General features: G+C 73.5%; 20 protein-coding genes and 3 tRNA genes. 12 read left to right on the forward strand and 11 right to left on the reverse strand.

Annotated elements, in window-relative coordinates; all coding sequences use genetic code 11:
- Positions 1 to 22: 22 nt before the first annotated feature.
- Entirely contained in the window at positions 23 to 1,276 is a 1,254-nt protein-coding gene (locus ACFW3D_RS15465; RefSeq protein ID WP_500504641.1) for a glycoside hydrolase family 88 protein, read from the forward strand.
- A 97-nt stretch (positions 1,277 to 1,373) separates the two neighbouring features.
- On the opposite strand, the gene ACFW3D_RS15470 is transcribed toward ACFW3D_RS15465, so the two are convergent.
- The 4 genes from ACFW3D_RS15470 to ACFW3D_RS15485 form a co-directional block, all read right to left on the reverse strand.
- Positions 1,374 to 1,988, reverse strand: coding sequence for an FxLYD domain-containing protein (locus ACFW3D_RS15470; protein ID WP_500504642.1), 615 nt, complete (start codon positions 1,986 to 1,988; stop codon positions 1,374 to 1,376).
- Positions 1,989 to 2,286: 298 nt separating this feature from the next.
- Positions 2,287 to 2,363 (reverse strand) — tRNA-Ile (locus ACFW3D_RS15475).
- 168 nt (positions 2,364 to 2,531) lie between these two features.
- A tRNA-Asn gene (locus ACFW3D_RS15480) sits at positions 2,532 to 2,604 on the reverse strand.
- Between the two features lie 14 nt (positions 2,605 to 2,618).
- A tRNA-Asn gene (locus tag ACFW3D_RS15485) sits at positions 2,619 to 2,691 on the reverse strand.
- 177 nt (positions 2,692 to 2,868) lie between these two features.
- Here ACFW3D_RS15485 and ACFW3D_RS15490 point away from each other — a divergent pair.
- The 4 genes from ACFW3D_RS15490 to ACFW3D_RS15505 all read left to right on the forward strand — a co-directional run bounded on the left by ACFW3D_RS15490 (position 2,869) and on the right by ACFW3D_RS15505 (position 8,493).
- Complete coding sequence (locus tag ACFW3D_RS15490) at positions 2,869 to 3,168, forward strand: YtxH domain-containing protein (protein ID WP_500504643.1); 300 nt, start codon at positions 2,869 to 2,871, stop codon at positions 3,166 to 3,168.
- A 100-nt stretch (positions 3,169 to 3,268) separates the two neighbouring features.
- On the forward strand, positions 3,269 to 4,723 hold the full coding sequence (locus ACFW3D_RS15495) for an FGGY family carbohydrate kinase (RefSeq protein ID WP_500504644.1): 1,455 nt from the start codon (positions 3,269 to 3,271) through the stop codon (positions 4,721 to 4,723).
- 69 nt (positions 4,724 to 4,792) lie between these two features.
- Complete coding sequence (locus ACFW3D_RS15500; protein ID WP_500504645.1) at positions 4,793 to 6,541, forward strand: ABC transporter ATP-binding protein; 1,749 nt, start codon at positions 4,793 to 4,795, stop codon at positions 6,539 to 6,541.
- Positions 6,538 to 8,493 (forward strand): ABC transporter ATP-binding protein, encoded by a 1,956-nt coding sequence (locus ACFW3D_RS15505; RefSeq protein ID WP_500504646.1) that lies wholly within the window; start codon positions 6,538 to 6,540, stop codon positions 8,491 to 8,493. The genes ACFW3D_RS15500 and ACFW3D_RS15505 overlap by 4 nt, the downstream gene beginning before the upstream one ends.
- A gap of 59 nt (positions 8,494 to 8,552) precedes the next feature.
- Here ACFW3D_RS15505 and ACFW3D_RS15510 read toward each other — a convergent pair whose 3' ends face one another.
- The 7 genes from ACFW3D_RS15510 to ACFW3D_RS15540 form a co-directional block, all read right to left on the reverse strand.
- A complete protein-coding gene (locus ACFW3D_RS15510; RefSeq protein ID WP_500504647.1) occupies positions 8,553 to 9,857 on the reverse strand; it encodes an RNA polymerase sigma factor in 1,305 nt (434 codons plus the stop codon).
- A 132-nt stretch (positions 9,858 to 9,989) separates the two neighbouring features.
- A complete protein-coding gene (gene dnaG, locus ACFW3D_RS15515) occupies positions 9,990 to 11,909 on the reverse strand; it encodes a DNA primase (protein WP_500504648.1) in 1,920 nt (639 codons plus the stop codon).
- Between the two features lie 31 nt (positions 11,910 to 11,940).
- Positions 11,941 to 12,387, reverse strand: a complete 447-nt coding sequence (locus ACFW3D_RS15520) for a GNAT family N-acetyltransferase (protein WP_500504649.1) — start codon at positions 12,385 to 12,387, stop codon at positions 11,941 to 11,943.
- A gap of 30 nt (positions 12,388 to 12,417) precedes the next feature.
- A complete protein-coding gene (locus ACFW3D_RS15525) occupies positions 12,418 to 13,680 on the reverse strand; it encodes an NAD(P)/FAD-dependent oxidoreductase (RefSeq protein WP_500504650.1) in 1,263 nt (420 codons plus the stop codon).
- Between the two features lie 160 nt (positions 13,681 to 13,840).
- Complete coding sequence (locus ACFW3D_RS15530; RefSeq protein ID WP_500504651.1) at positions 13,841 to 15,148, reverse strand: deoxyguanosinetriphosphate triphosphohydrolase; 1,308 nt, start codon at positions 15,146 to 15,148, stop codon at positions 13,841 to 13,843.
- Positions 15,149 to 15,184: 36 nt separating this feature from the next.
- Entirely contained in the window at positions 15,185 to 16,057 is an 873-nt protein-coding gene (locus tag ACFW3D_RS15535) for a sirohydrochlorin chelatase (protein ID WP_500504652.1), read from the reverse strand.
- A 111-nt stretch (positions 16,058 to 16,168) separates the two neighbouring features.
- On the reverse strand, positions 16,169 to 16,591 hold the full coding sequence (locus tag ACFW3D_RS15540; RefSeq protein ID WP_500504675.1) for a gamma-glutamylcyclotransferase family protein: 423 nt from the start codon (positions 16,589 to 16,591) through the stop codon (positions 16,169 to 16,171).
- Between the two features lie 113 nt (positions 16,592 to 16,704).
- Between ACFW3D_RS15540 and ACFW3D_RS15545 the strand changes: the two genes are divergently transcribed.
- The 7 genes from ACFW3D_RS15545 (at position 16,705) to nirD (ending at position 25,316) form a co-directional block, all read left to right on the forward strand.
- The gene (locus ACFW3D_RS15545) at positions 16,705 to 17,406 is read left to right on the forward strand and encodes a SanA/YdcF family protein (RefSeq protein WP_500504676.1); all 702 of its coding nucleotides are present in this window, start codon (positions 16,705 to 16,707) and stop codon (positions 17,404 to 17,406) included.
- A gap of 772 nt (positions 17,407 to 18,178) precedes the next feature.
- Positions 18,179 to 20,296 carry a molybdopterin oxidoreductase family protein gene (locus ACFW3D_RS15550; protein WP_500504653.1) on the forward strand — a complete coding sequence of 706 codons (2,118 nt, stop codon included), beginning with the start codon at positions 18,179 to 18,181 and terminating at the stop codon, positions 20,294 to 20,296.
- 51 nt (positions 20,297 to 20,347) lie between these two features.
- Entirely contained in the window at positions 20,348 to 20,566 is a 219-nt protein-coding gene (locus ACFW3D_RS15555) for a type II toxin-antitoxin system VapB family antitoxin (RefSeq protein WP_378360713.1), read from the forward strand.
- The gene (locus ACFW3D_RS15560) at positions 20,563 to 20,967 is read left to right on the forward strand and encodes a PIN domain-containing protein (RefSeq protein WP_500504654.1); all 405 of its coding nucleotides are present in this window, start codon (positions 20,563 to 20,565) and stop codon (positions 20,965 to 20,967) included. Before ACFW3D_RS15555 ends, ACFW3D_RS15560 begins: the two co-directional genes overlap by 4 nt.
- Positions 20,968 to 21,084: 117 nt before the next feature.
- Positions 21,085 to 22,398, forward strand: a complete 1,314-nt coding sequence (locus tag ACFW3D_RS15565; protein WP_500504677.1) for an NAD(P)/FAD-dependent oxidoreductase — start codon at positions 21,085 to 21,087, stop codon at positions 22,396 to 22,398.
- Positions 22,399 to 22,401: 3 nt separating this feature from the next.
- Complete coding sequence (nirB, locus tag ACFW3D_RS15570) at positions 22,402 to 24,987, forward strand: nitrite reductase large subunit NirB (RefSeq protein WP_500504655.1); 2,586 nt, start codon at positions 22,402 to 22,404, stop codon at positions 24,985 to 24,987.
- Entirely contained in the window at positions 24,984 to 25,316 is a 333-nt protein-coding gene (nirD, locus tag ACFW3D_RS15575; protein WP_500504656.1) for a nitrite reductase small subunit NirD, read from the forward strand. Before nirB ends, nirD begins: the two co-directional genes overlap by 4 nt.
- Positions 25,317 to 25,318: the final 2 nt, after the last annotated feature.

Consider the following 25,318-nt stretch of genomic DNA (forward strand, 5'->3'; position numbering starts at 1 on the left):
CCACTCCGAAGGGCAGGCACCCATGGGCATCTCCCGGCGCCACCTGCTGACCACCGCCGCCGGCGCCGCCGCGGCGACCGCGGCGCTCGCACCCCCGGCACAGGCCGCGCCCGACGCGCGCGACGCCCTCACCGCGTACGCCGACGACCCGGCCGCGACCACCCGCACGCTGCGGGAGGCGGCGGACTACGCCGTGGCCAAGCTGCGCGCGGTCGCACCCGGCGTGACCTCGTTCCCCGTCATCACGAAGTTCGAGAAGTGGACCTACTCCGCGGGCGGCGACTGGGTCGGCGGCTTCTGGCCCGGCACGCTGTGGATGGCGTGGCTGCACAGCGGCGACGCGCAGTTCCGCTCCCTGGCCCTCGCCGCCGCGGAACGCCTGGCGCCCCGGCGCACCGACACCGGAACGCACGACCTCGGCTTCCTCTTCTACCCGTCCTGGGTGACCGCGTGGCGCCTCACCGGCGACCCCAAGTGGCGCGACGGCGCCCTGCAGGCGGCGGCCGGCCTGATCAAGCGGTACAACACGGCGGGCCGCTTCATCCGGGCCTGGGGCGCGCTCGGCAGCGCGGACAACGCGGGCCGGGCGATCATGGACACGATGATGAACCTCGACCTGCTGGCCTTCGCCACCCGGCAGACCGGGGACCCGGCCTACCTCGACATCGCCGTCGCGCACGCGCGGACCACCCAGCGCCACTTCCTGCGCCCCGACGGCTCCACCCCGCACGTCTTCGACTTCGACCCGGCCACCGGCGCCCCCGTGGGCCCGAACACCGTGCAGGGCTACAGCCCCGCCTCCTGCTGGTCCCGCGGCCAGGCCTGGGGCGTCTACGGCTTCACCACGATGTTCCGGCGCACCGGCGATCCGCAGTTCCTCGCCACCGCCCGCAGGCTCGCCGACTTCGCGCTGGGCGCGCTGACGCCCGATCACGTACCCGTCTGGGACTACCTCGCCCCGCAGCAGCCGAACGACGTCAAGGACGCCTCGGCCGGCGCGGTCCTGGCCTGCGGCCTGCTCGACCTCGCCGCGGCCACCGGCACGGCCCGCTACCGCGACAGCGCCCTGCGCCTGCTCCTCGCCCTCTGCGGCACCTGCCTGACGACCCGTTCCACCCGCGCCCAGGCCGTCGTCGCCCGCTGCACCCGCAACCGCCCCGCCGAGGACGGCGTGGAGGTCTCCGTCCCCTACGCCGACTACTACCTCCTCGAGGCCATCCTCCGCGTCCTGCGCCCCGCCGACGCCGACCGGGCAATCGACCTCTCCACGGTGTGACGCGCCCTCCTACGGCGCCGGACTCCCCCGCGAACGCGGGCACCTGCCCTCGCCGTCCCCCGGGACGGCGGGGCGCTCCCGTGATGACCACGCAAGGTCAGGACACGTAGCGCGTCACCTCGGTGACCCGGCACGTGATCTTCCCCGTGGCCTTCTCCAGGCCTTGCGCCGTCTCCTTCGCCTGCTGCCCCGGTCCGAGGTTCTTCGTAGCGGCGAGGCCCTCTCCGATGCGCTTGCCGCCGGAGTCCACGAACTCGACCTGCACCACGTAGTCCGACGTCTTCGAGCCGCGGTTGGTGATGGTCAGCTCGGCCGACGGCCACTTGATGAGGTCGTCGATCGTGCACGCGTCGATCTTCACTTCACCCGTGGCCTCGGACTCCGCTTCGTCGCCGCCGGCGTCCTTCGACTCCGACGGGGCGGCCGGGGCCCGCCTGGACTCCTTCGACGCCCCGGGCTTCGGGTCGCCGCTGTCGCCCTTGGTCATCAGGAGCCCGACGACTCCGCTGACGGCGACGAGGACGGCCAGTGCGACGACGCCGAGACAGCTGAACCCGATGATCTTCCCGGCATTGGACTTCCGCGGCTGCGGCGGCGGACCCGCCCACCCGGGCTGCTGCCACCCGGGCGGCGGATACGGCGGCCCCGGCGGCGGTCCCGGCGGCGGTCCCGGCGGCGGTCCCGGCGGCGGCGGGTACTGAGGCGTAGACATAGCGTCCCCCCTGGGTTGTCACGTGCAGGGGACACCGTGTCAGAAGAGCACGTCAAACACGTAGTTGCCGGCGCGCGACGTAACAGGTCCGTGATCAATACGGGGCACGTCAGGCTTCGTCCGACACGACAAGGTTGGCGCTCACATAGGGGTTGTCGCCATGCGCGCGCCAGGCGTGATCGCAGGCAACTCGGGTCCGCGGCGGGCCGGCCGACGATCAATGAAGCCCCTCCGGTGACCCGGAGGGGCTTCGTTCGTTATCTCGCTGCAGGCCCTGAACCTGCGGGCGCACGGCCCTTGGTGGGGCGGGTGGGACTCGAACCCACGACCGACGGATTATGAGTCCGCTGCTCTAACCGGCTGAGCTACCGCCCCGCACGGCGTGCCGTCACCATCCCGTGCACTCCGTCTGCCGCAGCATAGCTGCTCATACGATCTGTCGCCCTCGCGGGTCACAGACGCACCACCTGGTGGAGTGGGATCGCCCGGCGATCGGTTCCCCGGGTCACGAAAAAGGACCCCCGAGGGGGTCCTTGAGCGCTGCTCCCCCGACTGGACTCGAACCAGTAACCTGCCGGTTAACAGCCGGCTGCTCTGCCAATTGAGCTACAGGGGATAGAGGAGCGCGAGCTCCCCCGACTGGACTCGAACCAGTAACCTGCCGGTTAACAGCCGGCTGCTCTGCCAATTGAGCTACAGGGGATCGCTCCGCTTGCACCGAATGCACCCGTTTCCGGCATCCCGGACGGCGTGCGCTCGCTGCGACACATACATTAGCGCAAGGTGGGGGGTGCTCCGCCAACCGGTATCTCCGTGGTTGTCCGCAGGCCACGAAGGGTAGGCGCGAAGCACAGCCCCGAGACGAGGAGAGGGTGGAGCCATGCGCTACCGGCTGACGTTCATCAGCGGGGTCGCCGTCGGGTACGTGCTCGGGGCGCGGGCCGGCCGCGACCGGTACGAGCAGCTGCGCAAGGGCGCCCAGCGCATCGCGCAGAACCCGGCGGTGCGGAACACCGTGGAGTCCGCGGGGCAGGCGGGGCGCGGGGCGGCCGTGAAGGCCGTGGACGCGGTGACCGCCAAGGTCGGGGACCGGCTGCCGCCGGCGGTCGCGGAGCGGCTGCGCCGGGTGCGCGGCAACGGCTCGGCCGTCGAGGACGACTGGGGCACCAGCAACACCTGACGACGCCGGTCCGGCCGCGGACGAACACGGGTACGGGTGAGGGTACGAGTACGGGTGCCCGGTTTTCCGCCGTACGCACCGGGTGCGGCATGATGCCCGCATGGGGATTGTGGCGGGGATCGACAGCTCGGGCACCGGCACGACGGTGGTCGTGTGCGACACCGGCAGCGGAGCCGTGCTCCGGCAGACGCACGCCCCGCACCCCCTGCCGGGCGGTGAGGGCGCCGCGATGCCGACCGAGGTCGACCCCGAGGCGTGGCTGCTGTCGCTGGGCGAGGCGGCCAAGAGCGGGATGCTCGAAGGCGTGGAGGCCATCGGGGTCTCCGGGCAGCAGCACGGGATGCTGGCGCTGGACGCCGGCGGGGCACTGGTGCGGCCCGCACTTCTGTGGAACGACAAGCGGGCGCAGATCCAGGCCGCCGACCTGACCGAGGAGCTGGGCGGTCCCGGCGCCTGGGCGGAGGCGGTCGGGGCGGTGCCGCAGGCCGCGTACCCGGTGGCGAAGCTGCGCTGGCTGGCCAAGCACGAACCGGCCTCGGCGCAGCGCACCGCCCAGGTGCTGCTGCCGCACGACTGGCTGGTGTGGCAGCTCATGGGCCGCCCTCAGCGACGCACGACGGACCGGGGCGACGCCTCGGGCACGGGCTACTGGTCTGCGGCGACCGGCCGGTGGCGCATGGACATCGTGGAACTGGCGCTCGGCCATCCGGTACAGCTGCCCGAGGTGCTGGCCCCCGCCGAGCCGGCCGGCCGCACCCCGGAAGGGCTGCTGATCTCGGCCGGTACCGGGGACAACATGGCGGCCGCGCTCGGCCTGGGCGTCGGCCCCGGGGACGCGGTGGTGTCGCTGGGCGCGGCGGGGACGGTCTTCGCGGTGCACCACCACGCGCTGAGCGACCCGTCCGGCATGATCACCTCCTTCGCCGACGCGACCGGCCGCCACCTGCCGGTCGTGCACACCCGCAACGCGGTGCGGGTGCTGCGCGGCACCGCCGAGTTGCTCGGCACCGACCTGGCCGGCCTGTCGGAGCTGGCGATGCGCTCCACCCCGGGTTCGTACGGCCTGGTGCTGCTGCCGTACCTGGAGGGCGAGCGCACGCCGGACCTGCCGCACACCGCGGGGACGCTGCACGGGCTGCGGCGCGAGAGCATGAAGCCGGAGCACCTGGCGCGGGCGGCGTTCGAGGGGATGCTGTGCGGGCTGGCGGACGCGCTGGACGTGCTGCGGGCGCGCGGGGTGGAGGTGCGCCGGATCTTCCTGCTGGGCCCGGCGGGTGACCTGCCCGCCGTACGGGCCATGGCCCCGGCGCTGCTGGGCGCGCAGATCGTGGTGCCGCCGCCGGGCGAGTACGCGGCGCTGGGCGCGGCCCGGCAGGCGGCGTGGTCGCTGGGCGTGGTGAACGGCTCGGCCTCGCCGGAGCAGCCCCCGTACTGGCACCCGGCGGACTACTCCGTGGTCGAACCGGGACCGGACGACGGGCCGATCGGGCACTCGGTGCGGCAGCAGTACATCGCGGTGCGTGAGCAGACGCATCCGGGGGCGTTCCCGGGTTGATCCCGGTGTCGGCCATGAGCCGGTAAATCGTGTGCCTGCGGCAACCATCGGACTATAGGCTCATCCGTCGTGCTGATCCGCCTCCTCCGGTCCCATCTCCTGCCCTACAGGCGCGCCGTCTCCGTGCTCGTCGTGCTGCAGCTCGTGGCGACCCTCGCCATGCTCTACCTGCCCACCCTGAACGCCGACATCATCGACGAGGGCGTCGTGAAGGGGGACACCGGCTACATCCTCCGCATCGGCGGCATCATGCTCGCCGTGACCCTGGTCCAGCTCGCCTGCTCGGTGGGCGCCACCTACCACGGGGCCCGCACCTCGATGGCCGTCGGCCGGGACATCCGCGCCTCGGTCTTCGACCGGGTGCAGCGCTTCTCCTCGCGCGAGGTCGGGCAGTTCGGCGCCCCCTCGCTGATCACCCGGACGACCAACGACGTCCAGCAGGTGCAGATGCTGGTGCTGATGACCTTCACGCTGATGGTCTCGGCTCCGATCATGTGCTTCGGCGGCATCATCATGGCGCTCGGCCAGGACGTCCCACTGTCCTCGCTGCTGCTGGCGGTGGTGCCGGTGCTGGGCGTGCTGGTGCTGCTGCTGGTGCGCACGCTGCGTCCGCTCTTCCGTTCCATGCAGGAACGGCTCGACACGGTGAACCGGGTGCTGCGCGAGCAGATCACCGGCATCCGGGTCATCCGCGCCTTCGTCAAGGACGACTTCGAGCAGGACCGCTTCCGCAAGGCCAACGACGACCTGACGGACGTCGCGCTGCGCGCCGGGCGGACGATGACGCTGATGTTCCCGGTCGCGATGGCCGTCGTGAACATCACGAGCGTGGCCGTGCTGTGGTTCGGCGCCCACCGGATCGACAGCGGCGGCATGCAGATCGGCGCGCTGACCGCCTTCATCAGCTACCTGATGCAGATCCTGATGTCGATCATGATGGCCACCTTCATGGTGATGATGGTGCCGCGCGCCGAGGTCTGCGCCGAGCGCATCGAGGAGGTGCTGGGCACCGACCCGAGCGTCACCCCGCCCGCCGAACCGGTGCGGCTGCCCGCGCGGCGCGGCGAGCTGGAACTGCGGGCCGCGGACTTCGCGTACCCGGGCGCCGAGGCCGAGGTGCTGCGCGGCGTCGACCTGATCGCCCGGCCCGGTGAGACCACGGCGGTGATCGGCTCCACCGGCAGCGGCAAGACGACCCTGCTGGGGCTGGTGCCGCGGCTGTTCGACGCCACCGGCGGCCGGGTGCTGATCGACGGCACCGACGTCCGTGAACTGGACCCGGTGAACCTCGCCGAGACGGTCGCCCTGGTCCCGCAGAAGCCGTACCTGTTCTCCGGGACGGTCGCCTCCAACCTGCGCTACGGCAACCCCGAGGCGACCGACGAGGACCTCTGGCACGCCCTGGAGATCGCGCAGGCCCGGGACTTCGTGGAACGGCTCGCGGACGAGGACGGCCGCTCCGGGCTCGACGCCCCGATCGCACAGGGCGGCACCAACGTCTCCGGCGGCCAGCGCCAGCGCCTCGCCATCGCACGGGCCCTGGTGCGCAGGCCGGGCATCTACCTCTTCGACGACTCCTTCTCCGCGCTGGACTACGCCACCGACGCCGCGCTGCGCCGGGCGCTGGCCCGGGAGACGGCGGACGCGACGGTCGTGATCGTCGCCCAGCGGGTCAGCACCATCCGCGACGCCGACCGGATCGTGGTCCTCGACGAGGGCCGCGTGGTGGGCACCGGCACCCACCACGAACTGATGGACGGCAATCCCACGTACCGGGAGATCGTGCTCTCCCAGCTCACCGAGCAGGAGGCGGCATGAGCGTCCCCGCGCCCCGCAGGGGGCCCGCGCCCACGGCCGGGCCGATGCGGTTCATGGGCGGCCAGCCCACCGAGCGGTCCATGGACTTCAAGGGCTCCGGCAAGCGGCTGCTGGGGCTGATGCGCCCCGAACGCGCCCTGGTCGTCGCCATGCTGGCCTGCACGACGCTCGGCGTCACCCTCAACGTCATCGGCCCGAAGATCCTGGGCAAGGCCACCGACCTGATCTTCGCCGGGGTGCTCGGCCGTTCGCTGCCGGCCGGCACCGACAAGGCCGGGGCCATCGAGCACCTGCGGCAGCAGGGCAGCGACACCCTCGCCGACCTGCTGCAGTCCGCCGACTTCACCCCGGGTGCCGGCATCGACTTCGACGCCGTGGGCCATGTGCTGCTGACCGCCCTCGCGATCTACGCGGCCGCGGCGGTCTTCGCGATCATCCAGGGCCGGCTCGCCACCACGGTCATCCAGCGCACCGTGTTCCGGCTGCGCCAGGACGTCGAGGCGAAGCTGGCCCGGCTGCCGCTGTCGTACTTCGACCGGCAGCCGCGCGGCGAGGTGCTGAGCCGGGCCACCAACGACATCGACAACATCGGCCAGACGCTGCAGCAGACGATGGGGCAGATCATCTTCGCCCTGCTGTCGATCGTGGGCGTGCTGGTGATGATGTTCTCGATCTCCTGGCTGCTGGCGCTGGTGGCGCTGGTGACCGTGCCGCTGTCGGTGTTCGTCGCCACGGCGGTGGGCAAGCGGGCACAGCCGCAGTTCGTCCAGCAGTGGCGGACCACGGGCAAGCTCAACGCCCACATCGAGGAGATGTACACCGGGCACACCCTGGTGAAGGTCTTCGGCCGCCAGGAGGAGTCCGCCGAGGCCTTCCGCGAGCAGAACGAGGCGCTCTACCAGTCGGGCTTCCGGGCGCAGTTCATCTCGGGCGTCATCCAGCCCGCGATGATGTTCATCGGGAACATCAACTACATCCTGGTAGCCGTCGTGGGCGGCCTGCGGGTGGCGAGCGGCGCGCTGTCCATCGGCGACGTCCAGGCCTTCATCCAGTACAGCCGCCAGTTCAGCCAGCCGCTGACCCAGGTGGCGAGCATGTCCAACCTGGTGCAGTCCGGGGTCGCCTCCGCCGAGCGGGTCTTCGAACTGCTCGACGCGCAGGAGCAGAGCCCGGAACCCAAGACGCTCTCGCTGCGCAAGCAGCAGCACGGCGAGGTGCGCTTCGAGGACGTGGCGTTCCGCTACGAGCCGGAGAAGCCGCTCATCGAGGACCTGTCGCTGACCGTCGAGCCGGGCCACACGGTGGCCATCGTCGGCCCCACGGGCGCGGGCAAGACCACCCTGGTCAACCTGCTCATGCGCTTCTACGAGGTCACCGGCGGCCGGATCACCCTCGACGGGACCGACATCGCGTCCATGCCGCGGGAGGAACTTCGCTCCGGCATCGGCATGGTGCTGCAGGACACCTGGCTGTTCGGCGGCACCATCGCGGAGAACATCGCGTACGGCACCGAGGGAGCCACCCGCGGGCAGATCGAGGAGGCCGCGCGCGCCGCGCACGCGGACCGCTTCATCCGCACCCTCCCGGACGGGTACGACACCGTCATCGACGACGAGGGCACGGGCGTCAGCGCCGGCGAGAAGCAGCTGATCACCATCGCGCGGGCGTTCCTGTCCGACCCGGTGATCCTGGTCCTCGACGAGGCCACCAGTTCCGTCGACACCCGCACCGAGGTGCTGATCCAGCGGGCCATGGCGCAGCTCAGCCACGGACGGACCAGCTTCGTCATCGCGCACCGGCTGTCCACGATCCGCGACGCGGACGTCATCCTGGTGATGGAGAACGGCGACATCGTCGAACAGGGCACCCACGAGGAGCTGCTGACCAAGGACGGTGCCTACGCCCGGCTGTACGCGGCGCAGTTCGCGCAGGCGGTGGCGGAGGTCGACTGACCGCCCGCGCGTCCTGACGTGAGCCCCCGCCGGCCCGGCCGGCGGGGGCTGACGCGTCCTCAGTCCAGGTAGCCGCGCAGCTGGTCGGCGAAGGCGTGGTCGCGCAGCTTGTTGAGGGTCTTGGACTCGATCTGCCGGATGCGCTCGCGGGTGACGCCGAAGATCCGGCCGATCTCCTCCAGGGTGCGCGGGCGCCCGTCGACCAGGCCGTAGCGCAGCTGGACGACCTTGCGCTCGCGCTCGCCCAGCGTGGACAGCACCGCCTCCAGGTGCTCGCGCAGCAGCAGGAAGGAGGCGGACTCCACGGGCGAGGCGGCGTCCCCGTCCTCGATGAGGTCACCGAGGGCGACGTCCTCCTCCTCGCCCACCGGTGCGTGCAGGCTCACCGGTTCCTGCGCCAGGCGCAGCACCTCGCTCACCCGCTCCGGGGAGATCTCCAGGTGGGCGCCGACCTCTTCGGTGGTGGGCTCGTAGCCGCGCTCCTGCAGCAGGCGGCGCTGGACGCGGACGACGCGGTTGATCAGCTCGACGACGTGGACCGGGACCCGGATGGTGCGGGCCTGGTCGGCCAGGGCGCGGCTCATGGCCTGGCGGATCCACCAGGTCGCGTAGGTCGAGAACTTGTAGCCCCGGGCGTAGTCGAACTTCTCCACGGCGCGGATCAGCCCGAGGTTGCCCTCCTGCACCAGGTCGAGCATGGTCAGGCCGCGGCCCACGTAACGCTTGGCGACGGAGACGACCAGGCGCAGATTGGCCTCGATCAGGCGGCGCTTGGCCATCCGTCCGAGCACGACCAGCCGGTCGAGGTCGACCGCCAGCCGGGAGTCGGGGTCCGGGGCGCTGTTCAGCTTCTCCTCGGCGAAGAGACCGGCCTCGACCCTGCGGGCGAGCTCGACCTCCTCCTCGGCGGTGAGCAGGGGTATCCGGCCGATCTCGCGCAGGTACTGGCGGAACAGGTCGGCGGACGGGCCGGAGACCTCCTCGGCGGACCGCCGCCGTACCGGCCCCGGGTCGGGATCGGACTCGGGGTCCGGGTCGGAGCCCGCCTCGGCCGCGGCCTCGGCCCGCGCCTGCGCCTCCGCCTCGTCGGGTTCGCCGGCCGGTTCCTCGGGGTGCACGGCCGCATGGTTCTGCACCGGCACGCGCTCCAGCAGGTCGTCGGCCGGGGCCGCCGGGGACGTCAGGGTCCGGATGTGCACGGGAGCGACCTCCACGGTGAGCGCAGCCACGGACTCGGAGACACGCACCTGCGGAACGGTCGCGGCGCCCTCGCCGCGGCCCGTCCGGGAGTTCGCCGTCAGCGGTACTCCGGTGGCGTCACCATCGACACCGCTCGGTAGTCCGCGCTCCGAGGACTCTTGCACCGCCCCCAGTGTGGCGTACGGCACACCGTGCCCACGAGGGTCGTGCGCCGCTTTTTTGCTACGGAGGGCAACCCCCTCGTCACGCCGGTGCCCCCGCCCGTTCCCGGACCGGACGGCCGTCCGCGGCCCGGCTCAGAGGGCGGCGGCGCCCTGCTCGCGCAGGCGCTGGCCGTACTGCTGGAGCGCCCACAACTCGCCCTGGACGGCCGCGAGCCGGGCCTCGTCCGCACGCGGGCCGAGCCGGGCGAGGGAGGCCCGGACCTCGTTGACGCGGCGGTCCACCGCGAGCAGCCGGACCCTGACGAGGACCTCGCCCGCGTAGATGTCCGGGGCCTTGTGCATCACGGCCTCGACGGCGAGTTCCGTCACCATGCTGCGCACGGTGTCGTCCGGCGCGACGTCCCGCACGCGGGCGAGGTACCCGCCGTCCGCGGACTCCGCGCCGCCCGCCTCGGTGATGGCACGGCGCACGGCGATGTAGGGCGGGGCGGTGAACTCGTCCTCCCCGTAGGCGTCGAAGGCCGGGGAGACCAGCCCGGGGTGCTGCAGGGCCAGCTTGAGCAGCTCGCGCTCGACGCGGTGCGCCGGGCTGCGCAGGTCCAGCCGCGGACCGCGCGGCACGGCGGGTCCCGCGGGGGCCGCCTGCTGACCCTGCGGCGGACCGCCGCGGGTGCCGCCCGGGCCGCCCGGGCCCGAGGGCCCGCCGGACTGGCGGCGTTCGCGCTGCCAGCGGGCGAGCTGGGCGACACGGCGCACCACGAACTGCGAGTCGAGGATGCCGAGCATGCCTGCCAACTGCACCGCGTACTCGTGCTGGATGGCGGCGTTCTTGATGCCAGCGACGATGGGCGCGCCCGCCTCCAGCGCGGAGGCCCGGCCCTCGGCGGTGTCGAGGTTGTAGCGGGCGACGACCGACGTCAGGGCGAAGGCGAACAGCGGGGTACGGGTGTCGACCAGCCGCTGCACGGCGGCGTCGCCCTCGGCGAGGCGCAGGTCACAGGGGTCCATACCGCCCGGGGTGATGGCGATGGAGGTCTCGGCGGCGAACTTCTGGTCGTCCTCGAAGGCGCGCAGGGCGGCCTTCTGGCCGGCCTCGTCGCCGTCGAAGGTGAAGACGACCTCGGCGCCCGAGTTGTCCATCAGCAGCCGGCGGAGGATCTTGATGTGATCGCCGCCGAAGGCGGTGCCGCAGGTCGCGATGGCGGTGGTGACGCCCGCGAGATGGCAGGCCATGACGTCGGTGTACCCCTCGACGACGACGGCCCGGCTGGTGCGGGCGATCTCCTTCTTCGCCAGGTCGATGCCGTACAGGACCTGGGACTTCTTGTAGATCGGCGTCTCGGGGGTGTTGAGGTACTTCGGGCCCTGGTCGTCCTCGCGCAGCTTGCGCGCGCCAAAGCCGATGACCTCGCCGGTGATGTCGCGGATCGGCCAGATCAGCCGGCCGCGGAAGCGGTCGATGGCGCCGCCGCGGCGGCTCTCGCTGGCCAGCCCGGAGACGATCAGCTCGCGGTCGGTGAAGCCCTTGCCGCGCAGGAAGCGGACGAGGTGGTCCCAGCCCGCCGGGGCGTAGCCGACGCCGAAGTGCTCGGCGGCGGCCTGGTCGAAGCCGCGCTCGGCGAGGAACTTGCGGCCGATCTCGGCCTCGGCGCCGCCCAGCTGCTCGACGTAGAACTGCGCGGCCGCCTTGTGCGCCTCGATCAGCCGGATCCGCTCGCCCTGCTGGCGGCCCGGGGTGTAGCCGCCCTCCTCGTACCGCAGTGTGATGCCCGCCACGGCGGCGAGCCTCTCCACGGCCTCGGAGAAGGACAGGTGGTCGACCTTCATCACGAAGTCGAGGGTGTCGCCGCCCTCCTGGCAGCCGAAGCAGTGGTAGAGCCCCTTGCTCGGGCTCACGTGGAAGGAGGGGGACTTCTCGTCGTGGAAGGGGCACAGACCCTTGAGGTTGCCGCCGCCCGCGTTCCTGAGCTGGAGGTACTCGGACACGACGGCGTCGATCGGGACCGCGTCCCGCACCGTCTTGACGTCTTCGTCCCTGATCCGCCCAGCCACACAGGGATTCTACGGCGCGGCCCGCGGAAGGTCAGACCAGCTTGGCGACGAAGAGGAAGTGCGGCCCGGCCGGCTGCAGCACGAACTCCTCCCCCACCACGGTGAAGCCCTGCCCCTCCCAGAAGCCGCGGGCCGAGGTGCGGCCGTTGCACCACACCAGCTCGGCCCCGCGCTGCCGGGCCTGCTCCAGCGCGGCGTGCAGCAGCGCCGCCCCGTAGCCGCGGCCGCGGACCTCGGGGGCGCTGGCCATGCCGCGGATCCGGTACGCGATCGCGGTGTCGCCGGGCAGTTGCTCCGGGAAGAACGTGACGCACGCCACGACCTCGTCGCCGCCGTCGCCGTAGGCCGCCATGTGGAAGGCGAGCGGGTGACCGTCCTCCAGGAAGATCGCCGACTCCCGCGGAAGCCCCGGCCGCAGGACCCTCCAGCGCAGATCGAAGATGTCCTCGACGGGTACGACGGCGGTCCTGGGCTCCATGGCAGCCATGCTAGGCGGTCGCCTGCGCGCTCACTCCAGCAGGGAGGCCAGCGGCACCGTGGGGTCGGCCAGCGCGTCGGTGTCGACCCGGCGGCCCGAGCGGATCAGCTTCTGGACGGTGTCGGTCACGTCCCACACATTGACGTTCATCCCGGCCAGCACCCGGCCCTCGCGCAGCCAGAAGGCGATGAACTGCCGCTTGCCGACGTCGCCCCGGGCCAGCACCTGGTCGTAGGTGCCGGGGGCGGCGTGCCCGGAGAACTCCATGCCGAGGTCGTACTGGTCGGTGAAGAAGTACGGGACCCGGTCGTACACGACGTCCCGGCCCAGCATGGCCCGCGCCGCCACGGGCCCGCTGTTGAGCGCGTTCGCCCAGTGCTCGACCCGCAACCGGCCGCCCAGCAGGGGGTGTTCGGCGTTGGCGACGTCGCCGGCGGCGAAGACGTCGGGGTCGGAGGTACGCAGGGACGCGTCCACCGCGATGCCGCCGCCGGCGGCGCGGTCGGCGAGGGCGAGCCCGGCGGCCTCGGCGAGCGCGGTGCGCGGGGCGGCGCCGATCGCCGCGAGCACGTGGTGGGCGGGGTGCTCCTCGCCGTCGTCGGTGAGCACCGACATCACCATGCCGTCCTGGCCGGTGATCCCGGTGAGCCGCGCGCCGAAGTGGAAGCGCACCCCGTGCTCGCGGTGCAGGTCGGCGAAGACCTCGCCGAGCTCCGGGCCGAGGACGGAGTGCAGCGGGCACGGCTGCGGCTCGACGACCGTGACCTCGACCCCGTACCCGCGGGCGGCGGCCGCCACCTCCAGGCCGATCCAGCCCGCCCCGGCGATGACCAGGTGGCCGTTCTCGCGGCCGAGCGAGGTCAGCACGTTCTTCAGCCGTTCGGCGTGCGCGAGGCGGCGCAGGTGGTGCACCCCGGCCAGGTCGGTGCCGGGGATGTCCAGCCGGCGCGGCTCGGCGCCGGTGGTCAGCAGCAGCCTGTCGTACGGGATGGAGGTGCCGTCGCCCAGGGTGATCCGCTTGCCGGTCCGGTCCAGGCCGGTGACCGGCTGGCCGAGGTGGAGTTCGACGTCGTGCTCGGCGTACCAGGAGGCGGGATGGACGAAGACCGAGTCGCGCTCCTCGTTGCCCAGCAGGAAGCCCTTGGAGAGCGCGGGTCGTTCGTAGGGGTGGTCGCGTTCGTCCCCGATCAGTATCACGCGGCCGGTGAAACCCTCGGAGCGCAGCGTCTCCGCCGCTTTCGCCCCGGCGAGCCCCGCCCCGACGATGACGAATGTGTGGTCTGCGTCCACCACTGTGCGCCTCCCTGGTGTCCTCGGGTGCCCGGCGGCCCTCCCTCTGGCAATTGCCAGTCATGTGAGCGTCCCGCACGGCAGGGCCGACGTGAAGAGTGCCGCGCCGACCGGGAACGGGGGCGGCACGGCGCGCGGGGGCGGGCAGGGGCCCGCCGGGGGCTCACCGGGGGGCGGTGAGCCGGGCGTGCAGGGCGGTCGCGGCGGCGTCGGTGAGCGAGGCGATCTGGTCGACGACGGCGCGCTGCCGGGCCCGGTCGTCCTTGGCCGCGTCGAAGATGCCGCGGAACTGCGGGTCCAGCCCCTCCGGCGCCCTGGCCAGCAGGGCCTCGGCGAGCTCCCCGATGACCACCCGCTGCTGGGCGCGCCGCCGCTCCTGCGCCTCGCGCTGCATGACGTACCGGTCGGCGACCGCCTTCAGGACCGCGCACTCCAGCCGCTGGTCACGCGGGACGACCAGCTGGGCGCGGTGGCGGGTGAGCCGGCCGGTGCCGTAGGCGTCCCGGGTGGCGTGCTCGGCGGCCAGGCAGAAGCGGCCGATCAGCTGCGAGGTGGCGTCCTTCAGCCGGGCCTGCGCGATGGCCGAGCCGTCGTAGCCGTGCGGCCACCACTCCATGTCCAGCAGCCGGTCCAGGGCCTCGGCGAGCTCGTCCTCGGCCGCCCCGGGGGCGTAGCGGCCGGCGGCGACGGCGAAGATCTCGCGGCGCTCGGGCTCGGCCTGCAGCACCGCCGGGTCCAGGTGGCCGGCGTGCAGCCCGTCCTCGACGTCGTGGACCGAGTACGCCACGTCGTCGGCCCAGTCCATCACCTGCGCCTCGAAGCACTGCACGTACGGGCGGTCCGCGGGGGCCGTGCGGCGCAGCCACTCGAAGACCGGCAGGTCGTCCTCGTACACGCCGAACTTCGGGCTGGTGGGGTCGGTGGGGTGCCCGCCGCGCGGCCACGGGTACTTCGTCGCCGCGTCCAGCGCCGCCCGGGTCAGGTTGAGACCCACGCTGACCAGGGTGCCGTCCTCGGCATGGGCGAAACGCTTTGGCTCCAGGCGGGTCAGGATGCGCAGGCTCTGGGCGTTGCCCTCGAAGCCGCCGCAGCCGGCCGCGACCTCGGCGAGCACCATCTCCCCGTTGTGGCCGAAGGGCGGATGGCCGATGTCGTGCGCCAGGCAGGCGGTCTCCACCAGGTCCGGGTCGCAGCCGAGGGCCGCGCCGAGCTCCCGGCCGACCTGGGCGCACTCCAGGCTGTGCGTCAGCCGGGTCCGCGGGCTGCTGTTGATCGCCCGGGCGTCGTCGACCGGATCCACCACCTGCGTCTTCCCGGCCAGCCTGCGCAGCCCCGCGGAGTGCAGCATGCGGGCCCGGTCCCGCTGGAACGACGTGCGGCCGGGCCGCTTGTCGGGCTCGGGCACATAGCGTTCGGTGTCGGCTTCGCTGTAGGGGGCGTAGTCGGCCGCCGCGGGGTGGTTCGCGTCCATACCGCGACGGTAGCGGGCACGACCGGGTACCGGTGGCTACGCCGTGGCCGGCTGCGCCGCGGCGGCGGAACCGGCCGTCCCGGCCCGCGCCCGGTCGTAGCGGTGCAGCACCAGCGCCGCCATCGCCGGATGCGCGCCGAGCGGGGCGGCGGCGATCCACGGCGCCGCGGCGGCCGTCGCCGTCGCGAAGCGGCCCGGCGCGGCGAAGCAGGACGCCACGGCGACCCGGTCCCGGCCCGCGGCCGCCAGCCGCCGCACCGCCGCGGCGACGTCCGGGCCGGCCGACGCGTACGCGGGCACCACCGGGACGTCACCGCCCAGCCGGTCCCGCAGCAGCGCCGCCGTCGCCTCGGTGTCCCGGGCCGACCGCGGGTCCCGGGACCCGGCGGCGGCCAGCACGACCCCGGCACGCCGGGCGGCCCGCGCGGAGCCGGTGCGCCAGCCCGCCTCGGCCAGGCGGTCGTGCAGCGCCTCGGCGAGCAGCGGGTGCGGCCCGAGCGGCGCCGCGACCCGCCCGCGCAGGTGCGGGGCACGGGCCAGCGCCCCGGGGATGTCCCGTCCGACGTGGTGGCCACGGGTCAGCATCAGCGGCACCAGGACCGCCTCGCCGTGCAGGGCGGCGAGGGCGTCGTCCAGGGCGGGCTCGTCGATCTCTATGTGGCCCAGCCGCACGGTCAGCCCCGGGCGCAGCTCCCTGATCCGGTCGAGCAGGGCCCGCGCGGTGCGCAGCGCCTCAGGGTCCCGGCTGCCGTGCGCGACGGCGACCAGGACCGGGGGACGTGCGGAGTGCAGCGTCACCCGGGCGAGCCGGCTGCTGAGCTGCGCGGTGATCCGGGACATCAGCTGCGCCGTGCTGTCGAAGTGGTCCGGTCCTGGCGCGCCGTGCGGCGCGGGTTCCTCGGCCGTCATGGACCGAGTGTCGCGAGCGGGCGTTGCCGGGCCGTTGCACCGGCATGACGACTGGTTTCCGCCGCATCACACCCCCCGCGCACCGCCGTGAGGGGCCGCGCGCGACGTCCGTCAGCGGTGCTTCCAGTCGCCGCCGGCGATGGGGCGGCCCTTCTCGCGCAGCTCCCGCTCGTGGTCCGCGGCCGCCAGGTACACCCAGGCGGGCAGCGTCTGCCCGGAGTACGTGCGCACGTCGCGGACCACACGCTCGTACAGGTTCCCGGACGCGCCCGGGCTGTACTCCTCCAGACGGTCGAGGTCCGCGAGCACCTCCTGGTACAGGTCCTCGACCGGATGGATCACGTCGCCGTGGATCCGGCCGCGCTCGTCCCCAACGGCGTACGGGTAACCGGGGCCGTCGAACAGCAGCGCGCCGTGCAGCACGGCGGGCGTCTCCGACGTCGTCCGGCCGCGCAGCAGCCACGAGTGGTTGATCTCGCCGGGCCGCAAGGTCCCGTACACGAAGAACGGGAGGCGGGAATGGTCGTCACGCATCATCATCATGGAACCGCAGGGACGTGCGGGACGTCGACTCGGACGTGGAGGAAAGCGGAAACCGCAAGGCGCCGGGGGCGCGGGTGAAGGCCGTCCTGCGGGGGCTCGCGCGGCTGCGCGGGCTCGCGCGGCTGCGGGGGCTTGCGCGGCTGCGGGGGCTCGCGCGGCTGCCGCGGTCCAGGCGGGGGCGGCGGCGCCTGCTGTGGGCCGCCGTGGCGGTGGGCGTCCTGACGCTCCTCCCCGCGACGTGGCTGCGGCTCACGGCGGACGACCGGGTCCGTACTGTGGCGGACGCCCCGGCGGAACCCGTCGCCGTCGTCTTCGGCGCCGGCCTGTGGAACGGCGAGCCCTCCCCCTACCTGGCCCACCGCCTCGACGCGGCCGCCGAGCTGTGGGCGGCCGGCAAGGTGCGGGCGGTCCTCGTCACGGGCGACAACAGCCGCACCGACTACGACGAGCCCACCGCGATGCGGGACTACCTGGCCGCGCACGGGGTGCCCCGGGACAAGGTCGTCCTCGACTACGCGGGCTTCGACACGTGGGACTCCTGCGCCCGGGCCCGGCGCGTCTTCGGCGTCGACCGGGCGCTGCTGGTGAGCCAGGGCTTCCACATACGGCGGGCGCTGGCGCTGTGCGGGGCCGCCGGGATCGAGGCGTACGGGATCGGGGTCGACGAGCGGCACGACGCGACCTGGTACTACGGCGGCACCCGCGAGGTCGCGGGAGCGGTGAAGGCCGCCTTCGACGCGGCCTTCACCCCTGATCCGCGTTTCCTCGGCCCCCGCGAGCCCGGGGTGCGACGCGCCCTGCGGTGACCCTCCGGGGGTCTCCGGGGTTGTGGTTGCGGCCGGTTGTCGTGTGCGGGTTGTTTGCGCCTGCGGCGGGCTGTTCTCCCGCCCGCCCTCCCGTGGCCCCGGTCGGTCAGTGACCGCCTCGCACCCGTGTGCCTGGGTCGGTGGCGCGCCGGCGCACGTCCTCAGCGCTCGCGGATTCGCCGGGTCATTGCGTCACCGGCATCACCGCTCGTCGCTTCCGGGCGCACCCCGCCACACCCCCTCCCGCTGAGTGGGCGCATGACGGCCGGAGGGGGGTGAAGAGGCGGTCCGGGGTCACCCCGGACCGCTTCATCCCCCCACCGGCCGTTAGCCGCCCGCCTGCCCTCCCCCGTCCTTGGGCCGGGTCGGTGAGGAGGCAATCCGGGGTGACCCCGGACTGCTTCATCACCCCCCACCGGGCGTTGGTCGCTCGCGATAGGGAGGGGGTGGGGTCGTAGGGGTGGGCGTTCTGGACGCTGACGTGTATTTGTTGTGCGGCAGAGCGGCGCCCATTCGGATTGCCCGCCATGCACATAAATATGCGGTACAGAATGCCCACCCCGGAGGCCCCGCCCCCGGCCCACCAACGAAACCGGGCGCCGACCCGCACCAACCGTCCCGGGGCAACGGGCGGGCGGGGAAAAAGCCAAACCGCAACCACAACGCGCCCGCACCGTCTCACACCCGGCACGGCCCCGCAGGGAGCGCCCCGTGCGCCCCGCGTAACGCCGACGCGCGCGGCGCGAAACACCGGCGCCGCATCGTGGACGGCATGAGCGCGAGCGCCGACGGCACCGTCGACACCCACTGCCCCTACTGCGCCCTGCAGTGCGGAATGGGCCTGGTCCGCAACGCGGGAGGCGTCCCGGACGTCGTGGAGCGGGACTTCCCCGTGAACAGGGGCGCCCTCTGCGGAAAGGGCCGCACCGCGCCCGCCGTGCTGTCCCCGGCGGCACGGCTGACCGGCCCGCTGGTCAGGGACCGCGCCTCCGGGCGGCTGGAGCCGGCCCCCTGGGAGGACGCCCTGGACCGGGTCGCGGAGGGCCTGCTGCGGGTGCGGGCCGGCCACGGGCCCGACGCCGTCGGCGTCTTCGGCGGCGGGGGCCTGACGAACGAGAAGGCGTACGCCCTGGGCAAGTTCGCCCGCGTCGTGCTGCGGACGTCCCAGATCGACTACAACGGCCGCTTCTGCATGTCCTCCGCCGCGGCCGCCCACACCAGGGCCTTCGGGCTGGACCGGGGCCTGCCGTTCCCGCTGGCGGACATCCCGCGGACCGGCTGCGTGATCCTGGTCGGCTCGAACCCGGCCGAGACGATGCCGCCCGCGCTGCGCTACTTCACGGAGCTGAGGGAGAACGGCGGCCGCCTGATCGTCGTCGACCCGCGCCGCACGCGCACCGCCGAGCACGCCGACCTGCACCTGCAGCCGCGTCCGGGCACCGACCTCGCCCTCGCGCTGGGCCTGCTGCACCTGGTGGTCGCGGAGGGCCGCGTGGACGAGGGCTTCGTCGCGGAACGGACGACCGGCTGGCCGGAGGCGCGCGCCGCGGCGATGACGCTCTGGCCCGAGCTGGTCGAGCGGATCACGGGGGTGCCGGTGCCGCGGCTGCGTGAGGCGGTGGAGATGTTCTGCGGCGTGCCGGAGGCGATGGTGCTGACCGCGCGCGGCCCGGAGCAGCAGTCGAAGGGCACGGACACCGTGAGCGCGTGGATCAACCTGTGCCTGGCGACGGGCCGCGCCGGGCGGCCGCTGTCGGGTTACGGCTGCCTGACGGGCCAGGGCAACGGCCAGGGCGGCCGGGAGCACGGCCAGAAGGCCGACCAGCTCCCGGGCTACCGCAGGCTCGACGACCCGGCGGCGCGCGACCACGTGGCCGGGGTGTGGGGGGTCGACCCGGACGACCTGCCGGGGCCGGGGCGCAGCGCGTACGAGCTGCTGGACGCGCTGGGCGGGGACGTGCGGGGCCTGCTGCTGATGGGCTCCAACCCGGTGGTCTCCGCGCCGCGGGCGGCGCACGTCACGGAGCGCATCGCGGCGCTGGACTTCCTCGCCGTGTGCGACGTGGTCCTGTCGGAGACGGCGGCGATGGCCGACGTGGTGCTGCCGGTGACGCAGTGGGCCGAGGAGACGGGCACCATGACGAACCTGGAGGGCAGGGTGCTGCTGCGGCGCAGGGCCGTGGACCCGCCGGAGGGCGTGCGCAGCGACCTGTACGTGCTGAACGCGCTGGCCTCGCGGCTGGGCCGGGAGAAGGGCTTCCCGGCCGACCCGGAGGAGGTCTTCGCGGAGCTGCGCCGCGCGTCGGCGGGCGGGCCCGCGGACTACTCGGGGATCACCTACCGCCGGATCGAGGCGGAGGACGGGGTGTTCTGGCCGTGCCCGGACGTCCCGGCCGGGGAGGCCGCCGTGCATCCGGGCACGCCCCGGCTGTTCCTCGACCGGTTCGCGACGCCGGACGGCCGGGCCAGGTTCGTGCCGGTGCTGCACCGGCCGGCGGCCGAGGAGCCGGACGGGGAGTTCCCGCTCTACCTGACGACCGGCCGGGTGCCTGCGCAGTACCAGTCGGGCGCCCAGACGCGGCGGGTGGCGGAGCTGAACGCCGCCGCGCCCGGCCCGTTCGTGCAGCTCCACCCGCGTCTGGCCGAGCGCATCGGCGTCGCCGAGGGCGACCCGGTGGCCGTCACGTCCCGCCGGGGCCGCGCGGTGGCGCCGGCCAGGGTGGACCGCGCCATCCGTCCGGACACGGTCTTCATGCCCTTCCACTGGGCGGGCGAGGGCCGGGCGAACACCCTCACCAATCCGGCGCTCGACCCGACCTCACGGATGCCCGAGTTCAAGGTGTGCGCGGTCCGCGTCGAGCGGGCGCAGCCGCGGGCCATCGACGTCTGATATCGCTGTTGATATACAGGCATCCTGCTTGATATCAACCGGGAGGTGGTCATGGCACGCACGGTCATCGATCTGGACGACGCGATGCTCGCCCTCGCCCAGCGGCAGCTCGGCACCAAGACGAAGCGCGAGACGATCAACCTGGCCCTGTCGATAGCGGCCGGGACGAGCGCCGACGACCGTGCCCGCGGGCTCGCATGGCTCCAGGAGCACGCCGAGGACGTCCTGGACTTCGACTACCTGGCGGAGCAGGAGCGCGGCGGCCGATGAGCTACCTCGCCGACACCTCGGCGGTGTGGCGCCTGTTGCGGCGGCAGATCCCCGAGCCGTGGCCCACGCACGTGGCCCGGGGGCTGGTCGCCATGTGCCCGCCGGTCGAAGCGGAGTTGTTGACCGGTGTGCGCTCCGATCGCGAGTACGAGCCGTTCCTCGCCGTACTGCGCCGGACCTTCGGCTGGTGCCCGGCGCTCGACGACCCCTGGCGCCGGATCCGCGCCGTGCAGCGTGATCTGATCGGCATCGGGCACCACAGGGGACCGTCGCCCATGGACATCCTCGTCGCGCTGACCGCGGAGGCCCACGGCCTGACGCTGATCCACGCCGATCAGGACTTCGCGTCGGTGGCCAAGGTCCGGCCCGGTATCGCCATGATCAGGGTCGACCGGCCGTAGCCGGAGGCCGTTTCGGGCTCACAGCGGGGCCGGGCGGGCGCTGAGGGCACTGTTCCCCGGGGGAAACGGCGGGGATGCGGCCGGGTAACAGCGGGACCGCAGGCTCGTGCCATGAGGATGGTGGTGGTCGGCGGCGGAATGGCGGGGGCGCGCCTCGCGCAGCGTCTGGCGTCCTCCGGCGCGGACGTCACGGTGATCGGCGAGGAGCGGCACACCCCGTACAACCGGGTGCTGCTCGCGGAGGTGCTGGCGGGCCGGTACGCGCCGGAGGCGGTCGCCCTGCCGGGGATGCCCGGCGCGGTGCTGCGCCGGGGTGTCCGGGTGGTGCGGATCGACCGCGACGAGCGGGCCGTGGTCTGCGACGACGGCGGCGTGGTCCGGTACGACCGGCTGGTGCTGGCGACCGGCTCCAATCCGGTCCTGCCGCCGCTGCGAGGGCTGTTCGCGGAGGACAGCGGCACGTTCCCGGAGGGGGTGCACGCCTTCCGGACGATGGACGACTGCCTGGCGCTGTCGGCGGCGGTGCGCCCCGGCTCCCGCGCGGTGGTCGTCGGCGGCGGGCTGCTCGGGGTGTCGGCGGCGCGGGCACTGGCGGCGCGCGGGGCCGAAGTGGTCGTCGCCACCCAGGGCGAGCACCTGATGGAACGCCATCTCGACGCCGGTGCCTCGGAGTTGCTGCGCTCGCACCTGGAGGGGCTGGGCGTCGAGGTGCACACCCAGTGCCGGGTGCGCGGTCTGCCGGCCCGCGACGAGGGCGGCGACGCGGAGCCGTCGCGGCAGTCGCGGCCGGCCATGGCGGCGCGTGCGGGAAGCGGGCCCGCCGGGACGCCGCGACGGGCCGCCGGTGACGGCCGGGGGGCGCGTCCCGTCGTCACCGCGGTCGAACTCGCCGACGGCTACCGCCTCGGCACCGACCTGGTCGTGCTGGCCTGCGGCGTCCGGCCGCGGGTCGGGCTCGCCCAGGCGGCGGGCCTCGCGGTCGCCAAGGGGGTGGTGGTGGACGACGCGCTGCGCACCTCGGACCCGTCGGTCCACGCCATCGGCGACTGCGCCCAGCACGACGGGGTCGTCTACGGCCTCGCGGGCCCGGCCACCGAGCAGGCGGACGTGCTGGCGGACGTCCTGACGGCCGGCCCGGCGCCGCGGTACGGCGGCACCCGTTCGCTGACCCGGCTCACCCTCAACGGCCCGGCGGCCCTGGACATCGCCTCCTTCGGCGAGACCGCCCCCGCCCCGGGCGACGACGTGCTCCGCCTCGCCGACGCCACGCGCGGCGCCTACCGGAAGGTCGTCCTGCGCGGTGACCGCCTCGTCGGCGGCATCCTCCTCGGCGACCTCAGCACCGTGGGCACCCTGGCCCGCACCTGGGAGGGCGACGAGCCACTGCCCGGGTCCCCGCTCCACCTGCTCACCGACAACGGAGGGTCCTGACACATGACCACGCCCACCATCGTGCTCGTCGGCCACGGGATGGTCGGACAGCGGTTCCTGGAGGCGCTGGCCGACCGGGGCCTGACCTCCCGGGCCCGGGTGGTGGTGCTCTGCGAGGAGCCCCGCCCGGCGTACGACCGCGTCCACCTCAGCTCGTACTTCGCCGGCACCGGCCCCGAGGCGCTCTCCCTGGTGGAGGCCGGCTTCATGGCGGAGCACGGCATCGAACTGCACCTGGGCGACCCGGCGGTGACGATCGACCGGGAGACAAGGACCGTCACCGCCCGCTCCGGCCTCACCGTCGGCTACGACACCCTGGTGCTCGCCACCGGCTCCTACCCCTTCGTGCCGCCGGTCCCCGGCAAGGACGCGGGCGGCTGCTTCGTCTACCGCACCATCGAGGACCTGCTGGCGATCGAGGAGTACGCGATGACCTCCCGCACCGGCGCGGTGGTCGGCGGCGGGCTCCTCGGGCTGGAGGCGGCGGGCGCCCTCAAGGGGCTCGGACTGGACACGCACGTCGTGGAGTTCGCCCCCCGGCTGATGCCGGTGCAGGTCGACGAGGGCGGCGGCGAGGCGCTGCGCCGCACCGTCGAGGACATGGGCGTGGCCGTGCACACGGGGGTGGGCACGCAGGAGATCCTGACGGCCGGCGACGGCTCGGTCCGGGCCATGGCGCTGTCGGACGGCTCCGCGCTCGACGTCGACCTGGTGGTCTTCTCGGCGGGCGTACGGCCGCGCGACCAGCTCGCCAGGGAGTGCGGGCTGCCGGTCGGCGAGCGCGGCGGCATCGTCGTCGACGCGTCCTGCCGCACCGAGGACCCGAACGTCTTCGCGATCGGCGAGTGCGCCCTCGCCTCGGACGGCCGGGTGTACGGCCTGGTGGCGCCCGGCTACGACATGGCGGAGACCGCGGCGAAGGCGATCGCCGGCGAGGAGGGCTCCTTCACCGGCGCCGACACCTCCACCAAGCTGAAGCTGCTCGGCGTGGACGTGGCCTCCTTCGGCGACGCGCACGGCGCGACCGCGGGCTGCCTCGACGTGGTCTACTCCGACTCCCGCTCCGGGGTCTACAAGAAGCTGGTCGTCTCCCCGGAGGGTGTGCTGCTGGGCGGCATCCTCGTCGGCGACGCCGAGCAGTACGGCATGCTGCGCCCGCTCACCGGCTCGGTGCCGCCGGTCCCCGCGGAGCAGCTGGTGCTGCCGGCGGGCGCCGGCGCCCCCGTGGCGCTGGGCCCGTCCGCGCTGCCGGACGAGGCGGTGATCTGCTCGTGTCACAACGTCACCAAGGGCACGATCCGCGGTGCGGTCACGGAACACGGCTGCGCCACCGTCCCCGAGGTGAAGAAGTGCACCAGGGCCGGGACCGGATGCGGCAGTTGCGTGAAAGTGCTGGGCCAACTGGTCACCGCGGAACTGGAGGCCTCGGGCGTCGAGGTCGACAAGGGGCTGTGCGGCTGCTTCGCCCACACCCGCCAGGAGCTCTTCGAGATCGTGCGGGCGCTGCGGATCACCGGCTTCCGCGAGCTGCTCGACCGGCACGGCCGTGACGGTGCCCGCGGCGGCGACGGCTGCGAGGTCTGCAAGCCGGCCGTCGGTTCGATCATCGCCTCGCTCGCCCCGTCGATCGGCGCCTCCGGCTACGTCCTGGACGGCGAGCAGGCGGCGCTGCAGGACACCAACGACCACTTCCTGGCCAACATGCAGCGCAACGGCTCGTACTCGATCGTGCCCCGCATCCCCGGCGGTGAGATCACCCCGGAGAAGCTGATCGTGATCGGCGAGGTGGCCCGCGACTTCGGCCTCTACACGAAGATCACCGGGGGGCAGCGGATCGACCTGTTCGGCGCCCGGGTCGACCAGCTCCCGGCCATCTGGGCCCGGCTGGTGGACGCCGGCTTCGAGTCCGGGCACGCGTACGGCAAGGCGCTGCGCACCGTGAAGTCCTGCGTCGGGCAGACCTGGTGCCGCTACGGCGTGCAGGACAGCGTCCGCATGGCCATCGACCTGGAGCTGCGCTACCGGGGCCTGCGCTCCCCGCACAAGCTCAAGTCCGCCGTCTCCGGCTGCCAGCGCGAGTGCGCGGAGGCGCGGAGCAAGGACTTCGGCGTCATCGCGACCGCGAACGGCTGGAACCTCTATGTCGGCGGCAACGGCGGCGCCACCCCGCGCCACGCGGATCTGCTCGCCCAGGACCTGGGAGACGCCGAACTGGTCCGGCTGATCGACCGCTTCCTGATGTTCTACATCCGCACCGCCGACCGCCTGGAGCGCACCTCGGCCTGGCTGGAGCGGATCGAGGGCGGGCTCGGCCACGTACGGGACGTCGTCGTGCACGACTCGCTCGGCATCTGCGCGGAGCTGGAGCGGCAGATGGCCGACCACGTCGCCAACTACCGCGACGAGTGGGCCGAGACGCTGGACGACCCGGAGCGGCTGCGGCGCTTCGTCTCCTTCGTCAACGCGCCCGGCGTGCCCGACCCCTCCGTCCGCTTCGTCCCCGAGCGGGACCAGGTCAAGCCCGACCTCGGTCTGCTCGCCGGCCCCGTGCTCCCCGTCCGCACCCTCGAAGGGACCACCACCGCATGAACCTCGAAGTCCTCCTTCCCGGAACCGCCGGCTGGTTCGCCGTCTGCGACCACGACACCCTCACCCCCGGCCGCGGCGTCGCCGCCCTCCTCCCCGACGGCCGGCAGGCGGCCCTGTTCACCGACCGGCACGGGCGCCCGTACGCCATCGACAACCGCGACCCCTTCACCGGCGCCTACGTCCTGTCCCGCGGGCTGCTCGGCTCCACCGCCGAGGGCCGGGCCTTCGTCGCCTCCCCGCTGCTCAAGCAGCGCTTCGACCTCGAGAACGGCCGCTGCCTCGACGACGAGGCGGTGTCGGTCCCGGCCTTCCCGGTGCGGATGCGGTGACG

Source organism: Streptomyces sp. NPDC058864 (assembly GCF_042742985.1).
Classification (GTDB): Bacteria; Actinomycetota; Actinomycetes; order Streptomycetales; family Streptomycetaceae; genus Actinacidiphila.

What these genes read in the sequence shown, in the direction of transcription:
- ACFW3D_RS15465 (WP_500504641.1), top strand. Translation starts at nt 23, where the DNA reads ATGGGCATCTCCCGGCGCCACCTGCTGACCACCGCCGCCGGCGCCGCC.
- ACFW3D_RS15470 (WP_500504642.1), bottom strand. Translation starts at nt 1,988, where the DNA reads ATGTCTACGCCTCAGTACCCGCCGCCGCCGGGACCGCCGCCGGGACCG.
- ACFW3D_RS15490 (WP_500504643.1), top strand. Translation starts at nt 2,869, where the DNA reads ATGCGCTACCGGCTGACGTTCATCAGCGGGGTCGCCGTCGGGTACGTG.
- ACFW3D_RS15495 (WP_500504644.1), top strand. Translation starts at nt 3,269, where the DNA reads ATGGGGATTGTGGCGGGGATCGACAGCTCGGGCACCGGCACGACGGTG.
- ACFW3D_RS15505 (WP_500504646.1), top strand. Translation starts at nt 6,538, where the DNA reads ATGAGCGTCCCCGCGCCCCGCAGGGGGCCCGCGCCCACGGCCGGGCCG.
- ACFW3D_RS15520 (WP_500504649.1), bottom strand. Translation starts at nt 12,387, where the DNA reads ATGGAGCCCAGGACCGCCGTCGTACCCGTCGAGGACATCTTCGATCTG.
- ACFW3D_RS15530 (WP_500504651.1), bottom strand. Translation starts at nt 15,148, where the DNA reads ATGGACGCGAACCACCCCGCGGCGGCCGACTACGCCCCCTACAGCGAA.
- ACFW3D_RS15535 (WP_500504652.1), bottom strand. Translation starts at nt 16,057, where the DNA reads ATGACGGCCGAGGAACCCGCGCCGCACGGCGCGCCAGGACCGGACCAC.
- ACFW3D_RS15540 (WP_500504675.1), bottom strand. Translation starts at nt 16,591, where the DNA reads ATGCGTGACGACCATTCCCGCCTCCCGTTCTTCGTGTACGGGACCTTG.
- ACFW3D_RS15550 (WP_500504653.1), top strand. Translation starts at nt 18,179, where the DNA reads ATGAGCGCGAGCGCCGACGGCACCGTCGACACCCACTGCCCCTACTGC.
- ACFW3D_RS15555 (WP_378360713.1), top strand. Translation starts at nt 20,348, where the DNA reads ATGGCACGCACGGTCATCGATCTGGACGACGCGATGCTCGCCCTCGCC.
- ACFW3D_RS15560 (WP_500504654.1), top strand. Translation starts at nt 20,563, where the DNA reads ATGAGCTACCTCGCCGACACCTCGGCGGTGTGGCGCCTGTTGCGGCGG.
- ACFW3D_RS15565 (WP_500504677.1), top strand. Translation starts at nt 21,085, where the DNA reads ATGGTGGTGGTCGGCGGCGGAATGGCGGGGGCGCGCCTCGCGCAGCGT.
- nirB (WP_500504655.1), top strand. Translation starts at nt 22,402, where the DNA reads ATGACCACGCCCACCATCGTGCTCGTCGGCCACGGGATGGTCGGACAG.
- nirD (WP_500504656.1), top strand. Translation starts at nt 24,984, where the DNA reads ATGAACCTCGAAGTCCTCCTTCCCGGAACCGCCGGCTGGTTCGCCGTC.